Here is a 23,080-nt window from a genome sequence, read left to right as displayed (position 1 = left end):
AACTTCTGCCTAAGCTGGTTTAGCTTTGGCCTAATCTCAAGGTTCTGTTCACCATATTCTTGGCAGACTCCGCCAATTGAATATTGGTTTGATATGAACGTGAGGCAGAAATCATATTGGTCATTTCTTCCATTACGTTCACATTCGGTTTGTAGATAAAACCGTCTTTGTCTGCCATTGGGTGATCTGGCGAATATTCAACGTTCAACGGTTTATCACTTTCTACAATACCAAGCACTTGTACCCCAACCGAACCTTCTTGCCCAGCGGCAGCTTTTTGCATCTCGGCGGCAAAGACCGGATGCCGAGCGCGATACGTTTGATCTACGCTACTGCTAACACTGTCGGCATTGGCAATATTACTGGCTGTGGTGTTCAATCTTACCGATTGTGCCGCCATGCCTGAGCCACTGATATCAAATACATTAAATAAGCTCATTATTATTGCCCTCCAGACAGTGCTTTTTTCAGCCCTTTAACCTTGGAATCTAAAAATTGCACGCTGGCTTGATACTGTAGTGTATTTTCCAGATACAAGTTTCGTTCCACTTGTACATTTACCGTATTGCCATCACCCGTATCTGGTTGATCTGGAACACGAAAACCTTCACCACTACTCATTTCACTACGAATATCGAAGTGCTTTTCATGGGTGCGAGACATGCCGCTTTGTTGATTTTTTGCCGCACTGGCAAGTGCGTCTTGGAAGTTCATGCCCTTGGCTTTGTAGCCAGGCGTGTCGGCATTGGCGATATTACTCGCAATAATCTCTGCGCGTTTTGCACGCAACATCATCCCTTGCGGGTGAATGCCAAACGCTTTGTCAAAACTAATAGCCATAGTGCTACCTCCAAATCATTTGGAAGTAGCTATTCAATAACTATGCCAACAAAAGCGTCAAATTTATGATTGTTTTTGATAGACGATGCCGGGATTGCATCTAAGCATGTCAAATTGTTGATTTAAACCGGAGAGCGACTCAGATGCGCCAAGGAATAAATAACCGTCTTTATTTAACACACCGTGAATTTGTGAAAGGATTTGCGCTTTAATCTCAGGCGAGAAATAAATAAGTACATTGCGGCAAAACACAATATCAAATCGCCCCATCAAACTATAGCTATTAAGCAGGTTTAACGGGCGAAAGCTGACGAGCTTACGCACGGAGTCTTTGACCTTTAGCATGCCATTGTCGCCAGGTTCAAAAAACTGGCGCTTGCGCTCTTGGGACAACCCTCTTGCCAGCGCCAAACCGTCATAATGGGCGTATTTACAGTGCTCTAACATTGTACTTGAAATGTCTGTACCGACAATTTGTACGCCGCCGGGAAAAGCCCCCGGTTTCGTTTGTAAATACTCCAAAACGGTCATCGCAATGGAATATGGCTCTTGCCCGGAAGAGCTGGCCGCTGACCATATTTTTAATGGTGTGCGCTGTCCTGCAAAAGCCGGGAGAATTTTACTTTTCAGTAATTGAAATGGATAGTCATCCCTAAACCACAAAGTTTCATTGGTGGTCATGGCGTCAATAACAGCCGCTCTCAGTTGGCGCTCCATTGGGCTAAGCGTGCGCTTTACAAGCTCAGCCAATGAGGCAACTTCAAACTTAGTCATTAAGGGGGCAAGCCGACTTTTTACTAAGTACTGTTTATTTTCACCAAGTACAATACCGCACTGTTGCTCTAAAAACGTACGAAAGTCGTGATAACTTTTATCGTCTAGTTGTCTAGCTGGCACTAAGATGTCCTACCCAAAAACCAAAAAATGAGGATCAGTCTTCAATTTTCAACCACTTTTTAACGGCAGTGGCTAACTCATCTGGATGAAACTTTGGAATGAAGTCTTCAGCGCCAACCTTCTCAACCATGGCATTGTTAAATACACCGCTTAATGATGTGTGCAGAATAACCGGCATTGAGCGCATCTTTTCATTGTTTTTGATTTCAGCGGTTAAGGTATAGCCGTCCATTTCTGGCATTTCAATATCCGAAATTAACAGCGCAACTTTTTCTTCAATCGTACTACTGCATTGTTCGGCAATTTCAGTCAGTTGGTTTAAGGCGTCTTGACCATTTTTAGCCAGTACCATTTTTAATCCCAGTGGCTCTAATGCGCGTTTCACTTGATTGCGCGCTACCGTTGAATCGTCCGCAATCATGATAACGCGTTCGCCTAAGCTCATACCGACCGACGCATCCGCAACTTCTTCACTGAGATCTGTTGATACAGGGTTGATCTCGTTAAGGATTTTTTCAACGTCTAAAATTGATACCATTTGCTTTTCAATTTCAGTTACCGCAGTCAAATAACTCGACTTACCCGCCCCTTCAGGTGGTGGCATAATGTCTTGCCAGCTCAGTGTCGTTATGCGCTCTACGCCAGCCACTAGGAATCCCTGAACACTTCGGTTGTATTCAGCAATGATAATGAAGCAATTTTCCGAGAGTGGTATCTCAGGGCCGCCAGTCGCTTTGCTCAAATCGATGACTGAAATCGTTTGGCCGCGAATATGGGCAACCCCTTTGATGTATGGATCCTGATTTGGAAGCGATGTTAATTGAGGACATTGAAGCACTTCACGTACTTTAAATACGTTGATACCAAAGCGTTGCGGCCCAATTAATTTGAATAGCAATAGTTCGAGTCGGTTCTGGCCAACTAGCTGAGTACGTTGGTTTACCGAGTCTAAAATGCCCGCCATAGTTACCCCTTAATCTACTGTGCGACAGAAAAGGCACAATTCTTGTTTACAGTTAATCTAACATTAGTCTACGCGCCTGTTTTTTGACAGCGCAGTTAGCTACTCACATTGATATTAAGCCACTTTGATATTAAGCATAGTCGAGTATTTAACATCAATAATTGAACGATATTAACACATGAGTAAATTTAAAGTTTTTTTCGCTATTTTAACGCTGGCTTATCAGCTTCAATCGCAAGTGTTTGCAACTAGCTTTGACCGTGAATTTGTTGAACAGTTAGCTCAACAAGCCGTACGCGATAGCTTCTCCGGCGTTGCCAACCGCAAAATATCGGTAAGCGCAGCTAAACTCGATCCAAGAATCGTCATCAAATCTTGTGACCAAAATTTGCAGGCCAATATACCTGATATTAACAATAGTAGAAACGTAAATGTTAAAATAACTTGCGAAGGATCAACCCCATGGAACCTGTATGTTCCTGTGAAGGTAGCCGTTAACGCGCCTGTTGTGGTCGCCAAATTCGCCATCGACAGAGGAAGTATGCTAACACCGGACAACATCCACGTTGCTTATGTTGATGAAAAGCGATTGCGCGGTGAGGCTATCGCCAATCCAAACTCGTTGTACGGCGCAAAAGCCAAGCGCAATATTGTCAAAGGCAAAAGCATATCGCCCAATCATGTCTGTTCAGTGTGCAAAGGGGATAGCGTTACCCTGATTGCCAGTAGCAGCTCGTTTAATATTAAGACGTCAGGCACTTCTGTATCAAACGGCCACCTGGGCGATAAAGTTAGGGTTAAAAACAACCGTTCGGGTAAACTAGTTACTGGCCGCGTTACTGGCGTAAATAAAGTGACCATTAATTTATAAATTTTGGTAAAGAAATTCAGTAATTGGCCGATAATATTATAGAATGAGTAATACACATAACGCAGGTGTAAGAAATGGCTATTAATATCAACAACTTGAATAATAACAATCAAGTTAGTCGAACGGTTCAGCAACAACAAAGTGAAGTAAAGACACAAGTCGATCAAAAGGCGAGCAATTCATCTCAAGCGACGAAAGTTAGCCAAGACTCGGTGTCACTAACACCACAAGCGAGACAATTGAGCGACATCCAGAAGAAAAACGGAGATGCGCCAACGGTGAACCAAAAGAAAGTTGACCAATTAAAAGAAGCGATTCAATCAGGTGCTTATAAGGTTGATGCGCAAAAATTAGCGGACAGCATCGCTAAATTCGAGTTTGATTTACTGTAGAGGACATTCATGACTGCTAGTGCATCTCAACAACTGCTGAATAAGCAATTAGAGCAACTCCAATCCTTACTGCAACTCTTAGCGGACGAAAAGGTATTGTTGACGCAGCGAGATCCTGAAGCATTGAATGCCCTTACCCAGCAAAAGCAAACCCTGCTTTTAGCGATAGAAAGCTTAGACGCGAACATTGGCCAAAATCCACAATTCCTGGCTGATAAACAACAAGGATTATTAGCAGAGCCACTGCAACAAATTGAATCAACCTTGGCTGAATGCCAAGCGCTAAACCAAGTTAACGGCCAAATTATTGCTCATTCACAACTCGCCGTTGAACGCATGAAAACAACGCTATTAGAGCGCCATAATCGCTCTTCGATGACTTACGATAACAAAGGTAAAAAACACGCAGGGTTAAGTAGCCTTAACGTTAAAGCCTAAGTTAGCGTCAGCCAGCTTTAAAGATTCACATCTAAAGATTCACATCTAAACATTCGCGCATAGCGGCTATTGTTCAAAGCCCTGAAATGTAGCACCAAAGTATTTCCCCAAACAAAGTGCGCCGCGCCCCTTACCTTTATCCCTTAATTTCTAGCCTCCTGTTTGCACCTCTTAGCCCGCTAAACTAGCAATTTTCCCCTATTCTTAATATTTTCATATACCTTTTTTCAGCCAATAAAAAACGCCAGCAAAAGCTGGCGTTTAAGATTGATATAGCGCGAGATAATCGGCGGCTATTTTTCCGATTTGCGCTCTGTCCCCGCTTGTGAAGCTGTATCTTTATTTTCTGAAGACACGGTCTCGTGGCGCGCAGAAAAGTCTGCGTCGTTATCGTCGTCACCGACAACGTGCTCTAATTTTAGTTTTTTTACTGAGCGCACCGTTGTCACGGGGCCAGAGCAAGCGTAAAGCACAAAAATGGCCATTAAGAGTTCAGCTGGGCTAGAAGCGACAACGACAAATACCAGCACAATCAACAGCACAACAATAAAGCTAACTTTGCCTTTCCAGTCAACTTCTTTAAAGCTGTTATACCTAAAGTTACTGACCATCAATAGCCCGGTGATGATGGTTAAAATCCCCATCGCGAAGCCGTAATCTTGGCCATTGACTTGATACTCAGTACCAACCCAAACAATACTTGCTATCACGCCCGCCGCAGCAGGGCTTGCTAAGCCTTGAAAATAACGCTTGTCGGCAACACCTACTTGCGTATTAAAACGCGCGAGCCTAAGCGCGGCACCTGCAACAAAGACAAACGCCGCTAACCAACCAAATTTCCCCATACCGGACAATGCCCAATTATAGGTTACCAACCCGGGCGCAATACCAAAAGACACCATATCCGCCATGCTGTCATATTCAGCGCCAAACTCACTTTGCGTATTGGTAATGCGCGCAACTCGCCCGTCTAAGCCGTCGAATATCATTGCAACAAAAATAGCGACTGCAGCAGCCTCAAAGTGACCGTTCATCGATGAAACAACGGCGTAAAACCCAGAAAACAAGCCTGCTGTGGTTAGCAAGTTAGGTAACAAATAAATACCTCGGCTTTGGTTTGCGTTAGCGTTTGACGTACTCATAAAAGCAGGAAAAATCCAGTTCGAATAAAAGCAGTTAATTTAGCACAAGTAATTACGTGAAGCATTACGTAAATAGTGTAAATATGTGGCACGAGTGCGAATAATTAGGATAGCGTTATTAACCTTTCGTTAAGCCATAATAAACAGTAGCAACAAGGATTTACGTATAAAATTATTGTGAACAAACTCGCTTAACGTTTAGTATGGGTTAAACTTTATTCAATGTTGTTGGCTGGGAAGTTTGTTAGTAAAGGGCCTTATTTATGTATAAGTTCATTGCAACACTGTGCTTGATATTGTTAACACTAACGGGGAACGCACAAGACACAACCGTATATCGCTGGGTTGATAATAATAATATTGTTCACTTTAGCCACGAGCACCCTACAGATAAAGACTACGCCCAGATCAATGTACAGGTAGCTTATACTCCCGCGCGGCCAGAGGCTGAAAACAGCGCTTTTGTCGATCAGTGGTTAGCTGAGCGCGCCGCCGAAAAAGCTGCAGCATCAGCCCAGCAACAAGCGCGACAACGCGCTGAACTCATCAGCCAAAACTGTCGTGCTGCGCAACTAAACTTGAAAATGTTAGGTGGCTTTGAGCGCATTCTGTTTAACGCGCCAGACGGCAGTTCACGCCTATTGAGTCCGGAAGAGAAACAAGCGCAGTTGCTGCTCAATCAAAAAAACGTTGAAATCTACTGTGATGACGACGAAAGCTCATCGAAAAGATAACAAGCGGTTTCCCAAGTGCCTTTTTATCGTCAAATTGCCCTATCCTGAATTAGTTCACCGATATCGTTTAATGGCAATAAGTAACGCTGGTTCAACATGCCCGCAGCGTTACTTATATTTATTTCCAGCCTAGCTCGCACTAAAGTCGAAACGATCGCCGTCAGCTTTAACGGTAATGGTTTGCCCCTTCTCAAATTCTCCTGCGAGTAAGCGCTGTGCAAGTGGGTTTTCAATATCTGTTTGAATAGCTCTTTTTAAGGGCCTTGCACCATACAGAGGATCAAACCCTACCTCGGCAATTTTCGCTAATGCCGCTTGTTCAACCTGCAAACTCAATTCCTGATCAGCTAAACGCGATGATAGCGAATCAATCTGAATTTTAGCGATCTCTGCAATTTGAGCAGCCACAAGCGGATGAAAGACAACGGTATCATCAACCCGATTAATAAACTCAGGTTTAAAATGTTGGCTAAGCTCTGCCATTACCGATGCGCGCATCAAGTCGTACTCATCATCGCCTTGATAACTTTGAATGACTTGAGAGCCAATATTAGACGTCATGATAATGACGGTATTTTTAAAATCGACGGTGCGGCCTTGACCGTCGGTCAAGCGGCCGTCGTCTAACACTTGCAGTAAAATATTGAACACGTCAGGGTGGGCTTTCTCAACTTCGTCAAGTAACACCACAGAATAGGGTTTTCGTCGCACCGCCTCGGTCAAGTAGCCACCCTCCTCGTAACCTACGTAACCTGGAGGTGCCCCAACTAAACGGGCGACTGAATGTTTTTCCATAAATTCTGACATATCAACACGCACCAGCGCGTCTTCGGTGTCAAACAAAAACTCAGCTAATGCCTTGGTTAGTTCGGTTTTCCCGACCCCAGTTGGCCCTAAGAATAAAAATGAGCCAATCGGCTGATTGGGATCGGCCAGTCCAGCGCGAGACCGGCGAATGGCATTAGCGACCGAGACCACAGCTTCAGATTGACCAATCACCCGTTGATGTAACTCTTGCTCCATGCTCAGCAGCTTTTCGCGCTCTTGGGAAAGCATCTTGGCAACAGGAATGCCAGTAGCGCGGCTCAGCACATCAGCTATTTCAATTTCCGTTACCTTATTGCTGAGTAAACTCATTTCCTGCATTTCGGCTTGGCTCGCTAAGTCTAATTGCTTCTCTAGCTCGGGAATTTTGCCGTATTGCAGCTCCGACATGCGGTTTAAATCACCAGCACGGCGAGCTGAGTCTAAATCAATCCGCGCTTGTTCAAGTTCCGCTTTTATTGTTTGTGTGCCTTGCGAAGCCGCTTTTTCTGTCGTCCAAATCTCGTCTAACTCATCGTATTGTTGCTGCGTTTCTTTGATTTCGGCTTTGATGGCGTACAAGCGTTTGATTGACGCGTCATCAGTGTCTTTCGCTAACGCCCGTTGCTCTAATTTAAGCTGAATTAACTTGCGCTCTAATTTGTCTAAATTTTCTGGTTTAGAGTCCATCTGTAAGCGAATACTTGAGGCCGCTTCATCAATTAGATCGATTGCCTTGTCAGGTAATTGGCGGTCGCTAATGTAACGGTGAGACAGTGAGGCAGCGGCAACGATTGCCGGATCGGTAATATTGACTGAGTGATGCAACTCGTAACGCTCTTTTAAACCACGCAAGATGGCGATAGTGTCAGTAACGCTCGGTTCATCAATGATCACTTTTTGAAAACGGCGCTCAAGCGCAGCATCTTTTTCAATATACTGACGATACTCATCTAATGTCGTTGCGCCAACGCAGTGTAAATCGCCACGCGCCAAAGCCGGTTTGAGCATATTACCTGCATCCATTGCTCCGTCAGTTTTACCTGCGCCAACCATAGTGTGTAATTCATCGATAAAGAGAATGACTTGGCCCTCAAGTTTCGCCAACTCATTAAGCACGGCTTTTAATCGCTCTTCAAATTCCCCACGGTATTTCGCCCCGGCAACTAAGGCGCCCATATCAAGTGATAACACTTGCTTGTTTTTCAGCCCTTCTGGCACTTCGTGATCAACAATACGTTGTGCCAAGCCCTCGGCAATTGCTGTCTTACCGACACCGGGGTGACCAATTAATACCGGGTTATTTTTCGTTCTGCGTTGTAATACTTGAATGGCTCTGCGGATTTCATCATCTCGCCCAATCACAGGGTCCAACTTGCCTTGCTCTGCACGTTCCGTGAGGTTAACAGTAAACTTATCCAGCGCTTGACGAACATCTTCCGCATTTGGGTCATTCACTTTTTGACCGCCGCGAATACGCTTTATCGCATCTTTTATCCGCGCCTCGGTTGCTCCCAGAGACTTGAGAATTTTTCCAAGTGTGCCGGTATCTTCCAAAGCCGCCAGTAAAAACACATCAGAGGAAATATAAGCATCTTTTAACTTTTGCGCGTATTTATCACACAGGTTAATTAAATTGCCTGTTGTTGAAGATAGCTGCACTTCGCCGCCCACGCCGTGCACTTTCGCCAAGCCATCAAGTGCTTTGTCCACTTGCTGTGTTAACGAATTCACATCAATACCTGCGCTTTTTAACAACGGAATGACACTGTTACCAGATTGTTTTAACAACGCCATCATTAAGTGTAATGGCTCAATAAATTGGTGATCGCGGCCAAGCGCCAACGACTGGGCATCGGAAATAGCTAATTGAAACGACTGAGTAAATCTGTCTAAACGCATACAAACCTCTGAGCTTGTTAACCACTCGTATAAATTGGCACGTGCTGACCGCTTTTATTAAAAATAGGTCAGCACTATTAGATTACTTTTATCTATAAGGCCTGAACGGCCAAATTCAAGTATGCACGATGGCAGTTATTGATTTAAAACAAATTATCGAACAGTCGGTTAGCGACGACAAATTACCGTCGCCATTCTGCCGGTAATGTTTTCGCGTCGAAAGGAATAGTAGTGCTCAGGCATCGAATAAGTACAATGTGCCAAGCGGCTGATTGCGGTGACGCCAGCGGTATTGAGCAATACCGTAGCAAGTTGGTGTAGGTCGGCCAAATATTTTTGAGGCTCAAGTGCAGTTTCTTTTTGCGCAGGAAAAACGCGGCTTGGAATACGCTTAAAGGCATTGCCCGTTGCCGTATCAAGCGCAGTAAATGCTGACTTAACTTCTTCTCCCACTTCAAATGCGGTTGGGCCAATACAAGGGCCTAGCCACGCAACGAGTTGCTCGCCTGCCCCCCCCATTGCCTCTATTGTACGCTGAATAATATTTTGCGCTAAAGGTCGCCAACCACCGTGAATAGCCCCGATTACCTGCCCAGACTTGTCACTCAGTAAAATGGGAAGGCAGTCGGCAGTCATCACCGCTAGCGCTAGGTGAGGCAGTCGCGTAACCGCTGCATCTGCCGTCACGGGCTCTTGTTGGTGATGTGCAATCACCGCCACTTCTGCCCCATGGACTTGATTGAGCCATTGGATATTCGCGCCATTGGGTAACTGGTTACCAAGGCTTGCGCGATTGGCGCTAACCCGCGTAGGGTCATCACCTACATGCAGCCCTAAATTAAAGCTGGCATAGCCTCTTGTCAGTTCAGTATTGCCAGCACGCTGGCGAGTTGTTGTAAATGCCTTAACACTGCGACAAAGACCAGCTAAAGGCCAGTGAACATCAACAATATGCTTACCGACAGCTCGTGCTGAGTTGGCTGCCGAATGGTTTATTGAACTAATATTCTTGCTCACTGTTAAGCTTAGTGTCTTCTTTTAGCAAATTCACTAACTCGACAAAATCTTCTGGAATATCTGCACGCCATGTCATTAACTCGCCAGTGATTGGATGATATAACGACAGCATAGCGGCATGCAGCGCTTGGCGCTTAAAGCTGCGCAAGAAGGTTAACAATTCAGGCGTCGCATTCTTTGGTGGCCTTGGACGCCCATTGTATAGTGGGTCACCCACCAATGGGTGAGTAACATGAGCCATGTGAACACGAATTTGGTGAGTACGCCCCGTTTCAAGACGCAGTCGTAAGCGCGTGTGTAAACGGTACTTTTCCATCACGCGATAATGAGTAACCGATGGGCGACCAGACATTGTCACGGCCATATGTGTACGCTTGGTGGCATGGCGACCAATGGGTTCGTCAACGGTACCACCGGCGGTCATAATACCACTGGCAATGGCTTCGTATTCACGGGTAATTTCACGCGCTTGTAAGGCATCCACCAAGTTTGTTTGCGCCGCAATGGTTTTCGCAACGACCATGAGCCCTGTGGTGTCTTTATCAAGGCGGTGGACAATACCTGCACGAGGAATTAACTCAAGTTCAGGACAGTAATGCAACAAAGCATTAAGCACTGTACCGTCGGGATTACCGGCGCCGGGGTGAACAACAAAGTCAGCGGGTTTGTTAATCACCAAAATATCATCGTCTTCATAAACAATATTGAGCGGAATATCTTGTGGTTCAAAGCGCACTTCGGCTTCAATCGTCGCGTCGATCTCTACCGTTTCTTCGCCAAACACTTTTTCTCTTGCTTTGGTTGTTACTTTGCCGTCTAGCTTTACATTACCCGCTAAAATCCATTCTTTTAGGCGTGAGCGCGAATAATCAGGAAACATTTCCGCTAATGCTTGGTCTAAACGTTTTCCTAAGCAGGATTGGGGAACGATTTCTTGATGTTGGATAATTTCGGCCATTAAAATCTCTTTGCTATCAAATTAGTATTTGCACTGTGCAAGGCAAGAATGCTGAGTTAGAATGCTGCTCAACAAAAAAGAAAAGCATTTTACCCTTTTGTTTAGGGCTTTCATAACAATTTTAACGAAAACAACCTAGTGATAACCGAGTCTATGGATAAATTGACCTTAAGAGCTGTAGTGTTAGCCGCAGTCGTAACGCTTGCTGGCTGCTCTTCTTCTGATACTGATATCGAAAAAGTACCTGATCGTTCAGCCCAAGCGCTGTTTGTTGATGCCCGTGAAGCACTTGATAACGGTTTATATCAAAAAGCCATTCAGATTCTATCGGCGATAGACTCGCGCTTTCCTTTCGGCCCAATCTCACATCAAGTGCAGCTAGACTTGTTATTCGCTTACTACAAAACAGGCAATGCAGAGCAAGGCATTGCCCTTGCAGATCGCTTTCTGCGCTTAAACCCCAAGCACGCCAATGTGGATTATGTTTACTACATGCGCGCGTTGATCAATATCGCCACCGAAGAGAATTTATTTCAGGATTTAGCGGGTATTGATCGCTCTGACCGCGACCCTAGCGCATCGCGCGAGGCATTCAAAGATTTACGCAAGATTGTTGATGATCACCCAAACAGTAAATACGCAAGTGATGCACGTAAACGTATGATTGCGATCAAATCTCGCCTCGCTAAGTACGAGCTTGCTGTCGCTAAGTTTTACTTAAAACGAGAAGCGTATGTTTCTGCCGCTAACCGCGCTAGATATATCGTTGAATACTATGCACCAACACTAGAAACGGAAGCTGCGCTTGAATTAATGGTTGAGTGCTACCAAGCATTAGGGTTAGAAGAATTAAAGCGCAACACACTGCAAGTGCTGGCCGCGAACTACCCCAACAATGCCCTGTTGAGTAACTAGCTCGGCTCAGATACGAAAAAGCTGCCCTTTGAACGAAGAGGCAGCTTTTTTATTAGCTGGGTTTTACTTAGCGTACAGCAACTAAATTGCCGCTTCGTCTTCTTCACCAGTGCGGATGCGAATCACACGCTCTACATCCGTAACAAATATCTTACCGTCACCAATTTTTCCCGTTTGTGCGCTTTCGATAATAGCATCAACACAACGCTCTACATAACTTGAGGCAACGACAATTTCTATTTTCATTTTTGGCAGAAAGTCCACCATGTATTCCGCACCGCGATATAGCTCAGTGTGCCCTTTCTGACGACCGAAGCCTTTAACTTCCGATACCGTCATACCTGTGATGCCTATTTCACCTAAAGCTTCACGAACATCATCCATTTTGAATGGTTTAATGATTGCTTCAATTTTTTTCATTTCGACGCCTTACCTGTTTGTATCGCTATAAGCTCAATTATATGCTGATATTTTAAAAACAAAATAACTAATTCAATGGGGATAAGCGCAGAAAACTCAACCATTTGAATTATTTTCACGTATAAATGGTCTGCACAAGCAAGCACGCTTTTTGTTACACTCTACTTAACTATTTTTGATATGAAGGATTAACAATGAATCAGCAACTGATCATTGAAGAAATGAAAGTGCTACCTGAGATCGACCCTGCTTTTGAAGTGCAGCGCCGTGTAGCCTTTATCAAAAAACAGCTCTTGAGTTCATCGTTAAAACACTTAGTGTTAGGTATCAGTGGTGGTGTCGACTCGTCCACATGTGGCCGATTGGCGCAGTTGGCCGTCAATGAGTTGAACCAAGAGCATGGCACCGACGAGTACAAGTTTATCGCGGTAAGACTCCCTTACGATGTGCAAGCTGACGAAAAAGACGCGCAAACGGCGTTATCATTTATTGCGCCAAGCCATGTGGTCACGACAAATATTAAACAAGGTGCCGACGGTATTCATCAAGAAACACTGAGCGCACTGGGCGAAGCACAACTGCTTGATGCCAGCGATAGTCAAATCGACTTTTCCAAAGGTAACGTAAAAGCTCGCGCCCGCATGGTGACTCAGTACCATATTGCCGGCATTTTGGGTGGCTTAGTGATAGGTACTGACCACTCAGCCGAAAATATTACCGGCTTCTTCACTAAATGGGGAGATGGCGCGTGCGATCTAGTCCCGTTATTTGGCTTGTCAAAACGCCAAGTAAGACAAATCGCCAAGCACTTAGGCGCTCCTGCAATTTTGGTAGAAAAAGCACCAACGGCTGATTTGGAAGACCTAGAACCGGGTAAAAAAGATGAAGACGCCCTAGGCCTTAGTTACGACCAATTAGATGACTTCCTCGAAGGGAAGCCTGTTGCGCAGGAAGTGCACGATCATATCATTGGCATATACCAACGAACGCAACACAAACGCTTAGCCATACCAACTATCTACGATTAGCCCTCCTCCTAAGCCTGATCAGTATTTGGTCTTACTCGCCAACAATGGTATAACTGTTGGCGAGAATTTGACCGCTCGTTGTTAATACCAATTAAATTAATTGAGCAATTCAGAGCGCTGTCAGCGGTGGGAGAACAAGCCAAATTTTTGTTGATATAGTTATTCTACATCTCATCAATTTGGCGCCGTTATCGCGACGCTAACACGCTCCCAAAGGGCGAGTTTAAAAGGCTCATATGTGGCGTTATTGATTTTGCTTCTCATATAGAAAAAGGGGAATAAGCATTCTCTGCAATCAATGCCTTACCTACGCGGATGTAGGTACTTAGGTTATGTATAGAGCATATAACCTGTGCCTCTAAGCCTTTTAATTCTCGCTGAATGATTAAGTAGTTATTTCAATTGGTATAGGGTGGCTGAAAATGAAAAATTTAAAAGGATTTACCATTGTTGAGTTGATGGTTACGATTGCGATACTAGGGCTTATGATCGCAATTGCCATACCTAGCTTTAGCGAGTGGGTCGTGAGGATGCGCGTTGATAATGAAATATCATCTCTCCAGCGACTTATCCTCACTACGCGCAATACGGCGATTAATATGGAGCACTCAGTCACTATGTGCCCACTTGATGGTGATACCTGCTCTAATAAATGGAATGACGACATTACGGTTTTTATTGACTTAAATGGCAATGGCCGACTTGAAACAGGTGTTGCTATTGATATTGACAATGATGGGACTAATGAAAGTCTAGATGAAACGATTATTAGAATAAAAGATGCCGTTAAATCAGGTGATAAGCTGAGCTACAGCAGGAATAGGGTAACCTACAGACCAACGGGTAAAACCAGCTTTATCGGGACATTTAATTACTGCCCTAAAGGGCATACTGACAAGGTAAGAGGTATTAAAGTATCGCTATTTGGCCGTGCTTACCAATCAAAAGACACTAACAATGATGGTATGGACGAATTTAGGGATAATACCACGCCAAGCTGTTAAGGTTGGTTTGGTATTATTGAGAAGACATATGAGTTAGTTGAGCGTGAGTTAATTAAGCGCTTTATTTGTCACTGGCTTCATCAAGCCTTATGGCATTAACATTAACAAAAGTTTCATCATCATATCGACATTCGATTGAACGCAGAACCGTTCGTTTGCTCACTTCGAGTCGCCCATCTTCTCTCTCTACGACAAAATCAATTGGCTCACCAATAATTTGCTCTTTGATTTGCTCGGGTGTCACCGTGCGGTCATCAAGCCATAATCGATATAAATACGGACTCCCCCCTGAAAGTTGGGTATAACATTTAATTGCGAAGCCATAATCCTCGGCAGTCGCTTGTGCATAGCTTGAGTAACTCATACTGGATAACGCCCAGCCTAGGCCCGTGAATATCAATGCGGTAACTTTCATGTTATTTCTCCCAGCAATCAGCTGATTTTGCTTTACGAGCGCCAGTGTTATCAATGGTCAGCCATAGACAAGCCGCATCAACTGTTGCCTGCTGATTTTTCCCTGTCGCTTTTATGGTAAACGCCGAATTAGTGGCACTTGTGATTTCAACGCTATAGAGACCATTCTCTGTTTTCATGACCTTATCTTGTTGTCCCACAGCTGTTAAATCACTTGGGTAAGTGCGATGGTCAAGGTGATGTTGCTCCATTAAATTGGCCAAATTCAGCAGCACCTGCTGCGCTTCAGAGCGGTTTGCCTTGGCGACATATTGTGTATACGAAGGATAAGCGACCGCCGCAAGAATACCGACAATGGCCACAACTATCATCACCTCAATTAACGTAAACCCTAATTTAGTTTGTTTCATTAATTGTCTTCTCCTACCACTAAATTACTTTGCATGGTTTTTAGTTTCACGCCGGAACAATCGCCATTTGCTTCACATAAACGCAAGGCATCACCCGCAATTATTGCCAGCGAGCTACCCTGTACTTTATTGGTTGGCTGTGGATTATCAGGGTCTGGTTCTGGGTCTGGAATACTTACCACGGGAATGCTGTCAACCAACGCGCTATTTACTTCAAGAATGCGTTTTGAGTATATCTCCGTACCGAACGACAAATCTAATGCATACAAGTAACCAGAGCCCGTTTCAGTAATTTCACATGAGTTTGCGTTAGTGCTGGGCGGCGCATAGCTATTAAAATAGGCGACACCGGAAACAACCCTTGGCGTGGCCACGCTTTTCTCGCCAGACTGTTGGGCAAGATCAAGCCGCCAACCTTTTTTCAAACTGACACTGGCGGCTAATTGGTCGAATAAGAGTTGATAATTCGCTGAGTTTTTATCCAACTGGCCAAAGGGATCTGCTGTGTAATCAGCCAGATCATTGTAAGTAATGACATCAGGCGCTTGACTAAACTCTTGGGTAAGGATGTTTTCATCCTTGAGCATAAATAAACTGTCGTCAGTCACTTCATCAAGTGGATTAGTCCTGTCACCACTGCCAATAAGAATGGCATCATAAGGGCGCTCTGTTTTAAAAAACTGTGTTTTCTTAATGCCATCGACTTCGACTTCTTTCGCTATCGTTTCTGTAATTAATGCTCTAGCAATAGTGGGCTCAGCAAAAAAACGTCGGTCAACATTGTGGCTATTACCACCTAAGGCTGCTAATTGGGTTGCCTGCCACGCTTTAGTATCTGTGCCCGGCATATCCACTCGCCAGACATTGCCCCCGGTATCGCCTGCGTAGAGGCGGTCAACATAGCCATCAGAGTCACTGTCGAGTGTTGCAATAGAAGAAGGAATGCTATCAGTGCCCGCAAAAGCAGGCGAAGTGTTAGGTGTTAATCTCCATTTGATCTCACCCGATAGGGCATCAAGCATAAAAAAGCCACGTCCTTTCGTATTCACTGGCGCTGCGTCGCCTTGAATATCATTGGCCGTATCATACCCACCGCCAATAAATAGCACCGGTTTAGGAGTATCGCCTTCGCTATTAATAAGGCTGTAACCAATACGGGGCGTCGACCACGACTGCTTGATTTCGGAGCCAAAATCACTGCCCGTTTTATGCCACAATAATTTGGGCTTATCGGGGTTGGTCAGATCCAAACCGTAATAAGAATCGCCACCGCGACGAAGGCCAAAAAAGACATAAACCTTATCGTTTGGATCGTCTATTTTACCATTATCATTAACATCAATAATAAAAGAGACTGGCGCACCATCAATACCATAAACTTTATCTGACGAGCTAAAATTTTCTCTTAATGTACGAATATTTTTAAAGAACTCTGTTGGCATAAATGCCCATGATTCACTCACGGTATCGTTATTGGCTGTACTTTGATCAATATCGTCATTGAACATATGCAAGGCACCTGCATTGGTACCGATCAAAATACGAACATCTTGGTCGTCTTTTGAAGTGCCATAATTAAGCACCAAGGGCTTAGAGTGCAATGGGTCACCAAAGACATCGGCGCGCATATCTGATGTCGATTTATCACCATCTTCATCATCGACATCTTGCCCTTTTGCCCAGTTAAGGTATTGATCTATGTCGTTGACATTTACCCCCATAAATGACGCTAACTGCTGATCACCGCCAAAAACACTGGCAACAGTTGATTTATTTTCAAGTTCAATTAAATCACCATCGCCATTGACAACATCAGTGTATATCGTGCGCTGACTTGGCGACATTTTACTGAACATTTCGACCACGCCACCTTTGCTAACCTGACCGCCGTCTTTAGCATTACTGCTACTCCAAATGGTGGTTGCCGTGCCTTTAATATTATTAGTTGTCGCGTCAATCGCAGCGACGTTATTTTTATCAATTAACCCGTCTTTACGCACTTTGAGCTTTTTCAAGTTGCCCGGCCAGCGAGGGCCTTTACTGGGGGTAAACATCGCATAATAGACAGAATCTAAGGTTTCAGTACGGTCAAAGTTATTTGCCCCTACTGATGGCGGGGTAAACGTCGCGTCTTTTTGTAAAATAGAGACAATGGCGGACTGCAGTTCAGATAATAAATCACTAGGATCTTGAGCGTCTAAATAACGACCGCCACCAGCGCTAGCCGCTTCCTTCAATATATTAACCGCATGCTGTTCTCCTAAGGTAAAGCCAACGGTATACAAGTCAGCGGTTTGTTCACCATTACCTTCGTTTTGATCAATATCATTTTCATGCATCCATTTGGCTAACGATTTTAGATAGCTAACCCGCTTAACTAGTTTGCCCTTCGAGTTATAATATTGATAGTTATAGCCGCCTTCATTGTTGTTAGGTAGTGCTTTAACCAAATTATCAGCATGGTTATCAGAAGTAGGCGCACCATCTGACATCAAAATAATATTGATTTTATTACTACAGGTGTTAAAAGGTTTCTTGTAGACAAGCGTGTCGCCAATTTCAGCCGTTTTATCTCTTACGGGTGTAACAGAGCTATCGTCATTGCCATAATAAACATTGCCACCACTTAGGTACCGATAAGCCTCATAAACTGATTCACAAAGCGGCGTATTATTTTTCGCAATTAGATCGTCTATTTTATTCTTGTATGCCTCTGCTTGAGTACTGTCAAAATTATCTTTAAAGCTATTAATAATACGGCCACCATGACGGTTACCATACGGTGACTCATATTTGTTGCGATTAAAGGCAGCCAAAGCAAAGTCAACCGTAGGGGCTGCGTCAACCAATGCCTTCATCGCGGTTTTGGCTATGCTTAACCTAGGAGTATTTGTGGTGCCTATTTTGCTGTTAGCTTTATCACCTAGCAGCCACCTTAAATAGTTAGCGGTATAAAGCGTAACAATTTCACCTGCACCTAATTTTGTATTAGACGAATTTTTATCATCAGTATACGGCGTAACATTACTCGTATCCCCTAACCCGTCTATTGGGTAACCTGATGGAATGTTGTTCCCCTGTTTGTCTTGACTGATATTCTTTGTATCAGATAAGCGAACGTCGTCCCAACAGTCGGCAATATTAATCGAGCTACCGTTGAGTTCAGGTAGCTCTTGCCAAGCACCTGACTGACCACTAAAACGGTATTCACGCATATAGCCAATATAATAACCGACACTTGCTAAGCGTTTTGCGGCGGTATTACAACTATTGTATTGAGCAGGAAAAAAGCGTAGATCTAGTCCGGGAATAGGCTTATTTTTTACTTCCCCCTTGACATAATAAAGTGTGTCTTTACTCAGGTTATCACTGCCGTTGAGCGGGTCATAATTCTCTGACGGTTTATACTCACTTCGCACGGTTACTTTAGAATTCATACTCCCTGAAGTATCAAAAATAACCAGTACTTTAGGACGCTCCTGATTATTTAAGGCAGCATTGCCCAAATAAAGCTCAATATCTTCTGCACACAGTGATAAAGGCAGTAGGGCTGATACGATAAATAATAAACTTTTCATAATGAGTTCCCGCCTTTATTTTACATCTAATATTTGTTGGGCAATGCCAGAATTAATACTGACATTGCTGGTATTGCCCTTGCCAAAGCGATTATCGACTTCGATATTCAGCAAGTTACATTTCACTATTTCTGTTGATGAGGCCAGCTTGCTATGTGGGCAATCAGGTAAGGAGTTATTAAAGTTGCGATTCGTTATTTGCAGCGAGTCAACCGTTACCGACTTCACTGAGCTAACAGGCAAAGGAATGGGAAAACTTTGCCGTGTGAATAAATTGGTACCACTGGTAATTTGGTTGGCAATCACCTCATCGGTGGCACTAATCGCTTCTTGATTGGCGATTAATTTTTCTTGGCTAGCGCCCGACATTTTTATGTCAGCCGTTGAGTTAAGCATCAATGCAGAAGCAACGGCAGTGAGTGAAATTAAAAATACTAAAGCAACAATTAGCACTACGCCTGCTTGCTGTTGCAAACGGTTTAGTCCCATACTTTTACCCCTTTGTTATATAAGCTAATCGTTGAGCTAAATAACATTCGCCTAAAGTTATCACCTGGAGCCGTGTATTTGCCATCAGTATCATTGCCCATGTGATAAACCACATTGTTGGTATAATCATTGTCTGGCTTTAAGTCTCGAACGAGGACATAAATTTTTACCGCCAGAATTTCAACACTTCCGTCATCCCATAAACGGCCAGTACCTGAGCCGCTGTCATTCATATCATTTGCTGAAACAAACGCATTAACCGCGCCATCTAGGTCAGTATCAACACCAAACATAAAACGTATCTTTTCAACACCATCAAGCAAGGGCTGATTAACCATTTTGGCAGGAGAAAGCGAGATGGCTTTTAAGGTGGGAATAGTGACCGAGCCTTGTTTTTGGTCGGCAACGTAATAAATGTGATGTTGGTATTCATGAATTTGCGCATCGCTAATTGCTGGCGCAGGAATCGCCGTTTGCCCCGTAACAATGTGGGCTTCGGTGTAGTTACTCACCAGATAAAAACTTTGTGCATTACGCTGCGCATTAGTAACACTGTTCGTTAATGTGCGTTTGATTTGTAATATGTCTGACTCTTGAGTATTGCGCGTAGCATCGTTAATACAGCCTAAATTATTCGCATCACTGGTTGTTGTGCTCCACAGTGTTCTAAAATGACCATTCGCCGTAGGAAAAGTACCGTTATTTAGCCCTTCGCCAGTGCATTCTAGTGTTGGAGGCATAGGGATTGTCCTCAAATTACTGGTGCTAGGCGATGTCATTAACTGACCAAAATAACCTTGCCTCATTAAATCATCGCTCAACAGGCTAATCGCAAAGCGACCAGTTTCCTGTAATATCCCATAGCGAGAGGTTTCATCGGACGTGGTTCTCATACCAACAAATACCGATAACACCCCTGAAAAAATAACCAAGCCAATGACTAGGGTGATCATCACCTCGACAATATTAAATCCTTTGTGCTTATGCATATATGCTAACTATTTAAAATAAATAAGTTGTTAATTGAATCTGACGTCGGCTGCTATTGACTGTTGAACCACCGCAGCTGCCACCTGCATCTGATGTCTTCGTTTTACCGTCCCACACAATTGTCACTGTGACTTGCTGATTATTGTGCACTATGCACCCGACCGCATTTATCAGGCCACCAACATTTTTGTTACTTTCGACGGCTTCAGCGCCTCTGATCATCTCTGTCCATTCGTAAAGGTCGTACGTACGTAATTCGGCAGGTGTGCATGATGTCGCTTGAGTTTGACAAGACGGACTGGGCTTAGTTAACGAAGCTGCACCGTAAACCCCCTCATAACCTTCGAGAATTAATCCGTCGGCATTATTGTTGCGCATTCGTTCGATAATATCTTGTGCCAGCGCAGAGGCTAATGAACGTTGCATCGCATCAAAGCTGCCTTGCTTGGCGTTTGTTTGTAAGGCAATCGCCCCCAAAACGCCAGTGACAAGAATAAACAATGCAACTAGCACCTCGATTAAGGTCATACCTTTTGATTTAGTAATCATCTAGTCCCCTTGCTTGGAGAACACTCAAGAAATCGACTAACGAGTTAGAAAGGGGAGCGAAGAGATTTCTTCGCAAAAGAAGATACTGGCGATTTATTGCAGCAATAAATACCAGAGAAAAGCCAACATATGTGTTAAATATCACCTTAGTGAACATCATTAACCCATACCTATTTCCATATAATGGGTAGAGGTGACGTTCGCATGTCACTGCACAGTTACTACCCACGGTTGCGTTTAAAGTTATCGCAAATCCGAAACTGCGATCGAATTGTGTAACTTGTTAGATTAAGTTTTTATTATAGCTTAACCTCGTACAATGCTGATTAACTTTTATCCAACCCGAAGATTAACGCAATTCAACGGGAACGGCAAACACTATGTTTTCTTCACGGCCAGGATGTTCGATAACCTCATGACCGCCATAGGATTTTAATTGCTCGATAACTTGTTTCACTAGCACTTCTGGCGCAGAAGCACCGGCCGTTACCCCTACTTTACGTGTACCTTTTAGCCAGTTTTCATCAATGTCTTTGGCGGTATCGATGAGGTAAGAAGTGGTACCGATCTTTTCTGCCAATTCTCGTAAGCGATTTGAATTCGAGCTGTTTTTGGCACCAACCACTAGCAGTAAATCAACCTGCTCCGCAATTGACCTGACGGCGTCTTGGCGATTTTGTGTGGCATAGCAGATGTCATCTTTGCGCGGCCCTTCAATAGCGGGATATTTAGCCTTCAACGCATCAATGACATCGCTGGTATCATCAACCGATAAAGTGGTTTGGCTACAGTAGTGCAAAGCATCGGGGTTCTTTACTTCCAAAGCGGAAACATCTTCCGGTGATTCCACGAGATAAATACCGCCTTCTGCACTGTCATACTGCCCCATAGTCCCTTCAACTTCAGGGTGACCAGCATGCCCAATGAGTACACACTCAACTCCCTTGCGGCTAGCGCGAGAAACTTCCATATGTACTTTAGTGACCAGCGGACAAGTCGCGTCGAATACTTTCAAACCGCGATCTTTCGCTTCTTTGCGAACCGCTTTCGACACGCCATGGGCACTAAAGATAACGGTGGCATCGTCAGGTACTTCGTGAAGTTCATCGACAAAAACTGCGCCGCGATCTTTTAAGCCATTGACAACAAATTTGTTGTGAACGACTTCGTGACGCACGTAAATCGGTGCATCAAATAAATCGAGCGCGCGGTCGACAATGCTGATAGCGCGATCTACACCGGCACAAAAGCCACGCGGGTTTGCTAAGATAATTTCCATCAAAATACCTATTTAATTTCGACCACGTCAATGACGAAAGTAACGTCTTGCCCAGCCAAAGGGTGATTAAAATCAACCGTGACAGATGCGCCAGATACTTCGGTGACCATACCAGGCACTTCACCGCCTGGCGTTGTAAAAGTAATGATACTGCCAACTTTGGCTGGAGTATCGGCATCAAATTTATTGATATCTACATAATGTACATTGTCAGGGTTCTTTTCGCCAAACGCGTCTTTGGCGGCAAGCGTGAATTCTTTACTTTCACCTGCTTGCATCCCCAGTAATTGCGCTTCAAAGGCAGGAGAAATACTTTGATCACCCATGTTAATAATCGCAGGTTTATTATTCACTTTAGTACTATCTGCGGCAGAGCCATCTGATAACTTCATCGTGATATGAGCCACTAGGCTAGAGTCTGCGGTAATTTGTGTCATTTGCTACTTCTTTTGTATTAACTATTTCTGATTGCTTGCTGTGATGTTCTACTTGCTGCTTTCTTCTTTGCTGGTTTGACCAAAAAAGGAGTCATAAATCATCAAAGCTGCGCCAACGAATATCACTGAGTCGGCAATGTTAAATGCAGGCCAGTGAGATTTTCCTACGTAAAAATCAAGAAAATCGATGACATAGCCAAACAATACACGGTCAATTAAGTTACCAAGCGCACCGCTGAGCATTAATGCAAAGCCAACGCCTAAAATACGATTTGACGCAGGCGTTTTGGATAACCAATAGATGAATAACCCACTTGCCAAAGCGGCTATTGCTGTGAAGAACCATCGCTGCCAACCACCTTGATCGGCTAAGAAGCTAAATGCCGCCCCTTCGTTATGCACGTAGGTCAAATTAAAATACGGCATCACCGCAATGCTTTCGTACAAATTAAAAGTGCCAGCAACCCAGTGTTTGGTCACTTGATCAATAATGAGAAAGAGTACAGTAAGCCACAGCCATTTGAGCCCTGTCGACGAAAAAGGTGATGATGAAGAAAAACTCACTACAATATTCCTTGAACGAATAAATCTATCGATAGAAGAAAATA

At 44.0% G+C, this 23,080-nt stretch carries 25 protein-coding genes; 7 read left to right on the top strand and 18 right to left on the bottom strand.

The genetic code is table 11. The annotated features are described in order from the left end of the window. Positions 1-19: 19 nt before the first annotated feature. From flgC to DXX93_RS05180, 4 genes are all read right to left on the bottom strand, one after another. Positions 20-439, bottom strand: coding sequence for a flagellar basal body rod protein FlgC (flgC, locus tag DXX93_RS05195; protein WP_116007144.1), 420 nt, complete (start codon positions 437-439; stop codon positions 20-22). A gap of 2 nt (positions 440-441) precedes the next feature. After that, positions 442-840 carry a flagellar basal body rod protein FlgB gene (flgB, locus tag DXX93_RS05190; protein WP_116007143.1) on the bottom strand — a complete coding sequence of 133 codons (399 nt, stop codon included), beginning with the start codon at positions 838-840 and terminating at the stop codon, positions 442-444. Positions 841-903: 63 nt separating this feature from the next. Beyond that, positions 904-1,737 carry a CheR family methyltransferase gene (locus DXX93_RS05185; protein WP_116007142.1) on the bottom strand — a complete coding sequence of 278 codons (834 nt, stop codon included), beginning with the start codon at positions 1,735-1,737 and terminating at the stop codon, positions 904-906. A gap of 34 nt (positions 1,738-1,771) precedes the next feature. Next, positions 1,772-2,701, bottom strand: a complete 930-nt coding sequence (locus DXX93_RS05180) for a chemotaxis protein (protein WP_116007141.1) — start codon at positions 2,699-2,701, stop codon at positions 1,772-1,774. Between the two features lie 178 nt (positions 2,702-2,879). Here DXX93_RS05180 and flgA point away from each other — a divergent pair, with 178 nt between their 5' ends. From flgA to flgN, 3 genes are all read left to right on the top strand, one after another. Continuing rightward, positions 2,880-3,572 (top strand): flagellar basal body P-ring formation chaperone FlgA, encoded by a 693-nt coding sequence (gene flgA, locus DXX93_RS05175; RefSeq protein ID WP_116007140.1) that lies wholly within the window; start codon positions 2,880-2,882, stop codon positions 3,570-3,572. Positions 3,573-3,646: 74 nt separating this feature from the next. Beyond that, positions 3,647-3,964: a flagellar biosynthesis anti-sigma factor FlgM gene (gene flgM / locus DXX93_RS05170; protein WP_181902147.1), complete on the top strand. Its 318-nt coding sequence runs from the start codon at positions 3,647-3,649 to the stop codon at positions 3,962-3,964. Positions 3,965-3,973: 9 nt separating this feature from the next. Then, on the top strand, positions 3,974-4,402 hold the full coding sequence (flgN, locus tag DXX93_RS05165) for a flagellar export chaperone FlgN (protein WP_116007139.1): 429 nt from the start codon (positions 3,974-3,976) through the stop codon (positions 4,400-4,402). 293 nt (positions 4,403-4,695) lie between these two features. Here the strand turns inward: flgN and pssA are convergent, their stop codons facing one another. Beyond that, positions 4,696-5,544, bottom strand: coding sequence for a CDP-diacylglycerol--serine O-phosphatidyltransferase (pssA, locus tag DXX93_RS05160; protein WP_116007138.1), 849 nt, complete (start codon positions 5,542-5,544; stop codon positions 4,696-4,698). Positions 5,545-5,807: 263 nt separating this feature from the next. Here pssA and DXX93_RS05155 point away from each other — a divergent pair, with 263 nt between their 5' ends. Continuing rightward, a complete protein-coding gene (locus DXX93_RS05155) occupies positions 5,808-6,278 on the top strand; it encodes a DUF4124 domain-containing protein (protein ID WP_116007137.1) in 471 nt (156 codons plus the stop codon). Positions 6,279-6,407: 129 nt separating this feature from the next. Here DXX93_RS05155 and clpB read toward each other — a convergent pair whose 3' ends face one another. The 3 genes from clpB to rluD all read right to left on the bottom strand — a co-directional run bounded on the left by clpB (position 6,408) and on the right by rluD (position 10,959). Further along, the gene (clpB, locus tag DXX93_RS05150; protein WP_116007136.1) at positions 6,408-8,984 is read right to left on the bottom strand and encodes an ATP-dependent chaperone ClpB; all 2,577 of its coding nucleotides are present in this window, start codon (positions 8,982-8,984) and stop codon (positions 6,408-6,410) included. A 168-nt stretch (positions 8,985-9,152) separates the two neighbouring features. Then, the gene (pgeF, locus tag DXX93_RS05145; RefSeq protein ID WP_116007135.1) at positions 9,153-10,001 is read right to left on the bottom strand and encodes a peptidoglycan editing factor PgeF; all 849 of its coding nucleotides are present in this window, start codon (positions 9,999-10,001) and stop codon (positions 9,153-9,155) included. Further along, positions 9,985-10,959 (bottom strand): 23S rRNA pseudouridine(1911/1915/1917) synthase RluD, encoded by a 975-nt coding sequence (gene rluD, locus DXX93_RS05140; RefSeq protein ID WP_116007134.1) that lies wholly within the window; start codon positions 10,957-10,959, stop codon positions 9,985-9,987. Before rluD ends, pgeF begins: the two co-directional genes overlap by 17 nt. Positions 10,960-11,112: 153 nt before the next feature. Between rluD and DXX93_RS05135 the strand changes: the two genes are divergently transcribed. Beyond that, positions 11,113-11,874, top strand: coding sequence for an outer membrane protein assembly factor BamD (locus tag DXX93_RS05135; protein WP_116007133.1), 762 nt, complete (start codon positions 11,113-11,115; stop codon positions 11,872-11,874). 81 nt (positions 11,875-11,955) lie between these two features. Here the strand turns inward: DXX93_RS05135 and glnB are convergent, their stop codons facing one another. Further along, entirely contained in the window at positions 11,956-12,294 is a 339-nt protein-coding gene (glnB, locus tag DXX93_RS05130) for a nitrogen regulatory protein P-II (RefSeq protein ID WP_116007132.1), read from the bottom strand. A gap of 194 nt (positions 12,295-12,488) precedes the next feature. On the opposite strand from glnB, the gene nadE reads away from it, so the two are divergent. Next, positions 12,489-13,322: an ammonia-dependent NAD(+) synthetase gene (gene nadE / locus DXX93_RS05125; RefSeq protein ID WP_116007131.1), complete on the top strand. Its 834-nt coding sequence runs from the start codon at positions 12,489-12,491 to the stop codon at positions 13,320-13,322. Between the two features lie 422 nt (positions 13,323-13,744). Further along, complete coding sequence (locus tag DXX93_RS05120; protein ID WP_116007130.1) at positions 13,745-14,326, top strand: GspH/FimT family pseudopilin; 582 nt, start codon at positions 13,745-13,747, stop codon at positions 14,324-14,326. 61 nt (positions 14,327-14,387) lie between these two features. On the opposite strand, the gene DXX93_RS05115 is transcribed toward DXX93_RS05120, so the two are convergent. The 9 genes from DXX93_RS05115 to lspA all read right to left on the bottom strand — a co-directional run bounded on the left by DXX93_RS05115 (position 14,388) and on the right by lspA (position 23,036). Further along, positions 14,388-14,741 carry a hypothetical protein gene (locus DXX93_RS05115; RefSeq protein ID WP_116007129.1) on the bottom strand — a complete coding sequence of 118 codons (354 nt, stop codon included), beginning with the start codon at positions 14,739-14,741 and terminating at the stop codon, positions 14,388-14,390. A gap of 1 nt (position 14,742) precedes the next feature. Then, positions 14,743-15,150, bottom strand: a complete 408-nt coding sequence (locus tag DXX93_RS05110) for a type IV pilin protein (RefSeq protein WP_116007128.1) — start codon at positions 15,148-15,150, stop codon at positions 14,743-14,745. Next, a complete protein-coding gene (locus DXX93_RS05105) occupies positions 15,150-18,728 on the bottom strand; it encodes a pilus assembly protein (protein WP_116007127.1) in 3,579 nt (1,192 codons plus the stop codon). Before DXX93_RS05105 ends, DXX93_RS05110 begins: the two co-directional genes overlap by 1 nt. A 15-nt stretch (positions 18,729-18,743) precedes the next feature. Beyond that, positions 18,744-19,217 (bottom strand): pilus assembly PilX N-terminal domain-containing protein, encoded by a 474-nt coding sequence (locus tag DXX93_RS05100; protein ID WP_116007126.1) that lies wholly within the window; start codon positions 19,215-19,217, stop codon positions 18,744-18,746. Continuing rightward, positions 19,208-20,206, bottom strand: coding sequence for a PilW family protein (locus DXX93_RS05095; RefSeq protein ID WP_116007125.1), 999 nt, complete (start codon positions 20,204-20,206; stop codon positions 19,208-19,210). Before DXX93_RS05095 ends, DXX93_RS05100 begins: the two co-directional genes overlap by 10 nt. A gap of 13 nt (positions 20,207-20,219) precedes the next feature. Continuing rightward, entirely contained in the window at positions 20,220-20,756 is a 537-nt protein-coding gene (pilV, locus tag DXX93_RS05090) for a type IV pilus modification protein PilV (protein ID WP_116007124.1), read from the bottom strand. Between the two features lie 349 nt (positions 20,757-21,105). Continuing rightward, positions 21,106-22,035 (bottom strand): 4-hydroxy-3-methylbut-2-enyl diphosphate reductase, encoded by a 930-nt coding sequence (ispH, locus tag DXX93_RS05085; protein WP_116007123.1) that lies wholly within the window; start codon positions 22,033-22,035, stop codon positions 21,106-21,108. An 8-nt stretch (positions 22,036-22,043) separates the two neighbouring features. Beyond that, complete coding sequence (fkpB, locus tag DXX93_RS05080; protein ID WP_116007122.1) at positions 22,044-22,472, bottom strand: FKBP-type peptidyl-prolyl cis-trans isomerase; 429 nt, start codon at positions 22,470-22,472, stop codon at positions 22,044-22,046. Between the two features lie 48 nt (positions 22,473-22,520). After that, positions 22,521-23,036 carry a signal peptidase II gene (gene lspA / locus DXX93_RS05075; RefSeq protein ID WP_258872591.1) on the bottom strand — a complete coding sequence of 172 codons (516 nt, stop codon included), beginning with the start codon at positions 23,034-23,036 and terminating at the stop codon, positions 22,521-22,523. Positions 23,037-23,080: the final 44 nt, after the last annotated feature.

The organism is Thalassotalea euphylliae (assembly GCF_003390335.1).
Taxonomy (GTDB): domain Bacteria; phylum Pseudomonadota; class Gammaproteobacteria; order Enterobacterales; family Alteromonadaceae; genus Thalassotalea_F; species Thalassotalea_F euphylliae_B.
The sequence above is the reverse complement of the archived record's forward strand: the minus strand, read 5'-3'. Positions and strand labels throughout refer to the sequence as shown.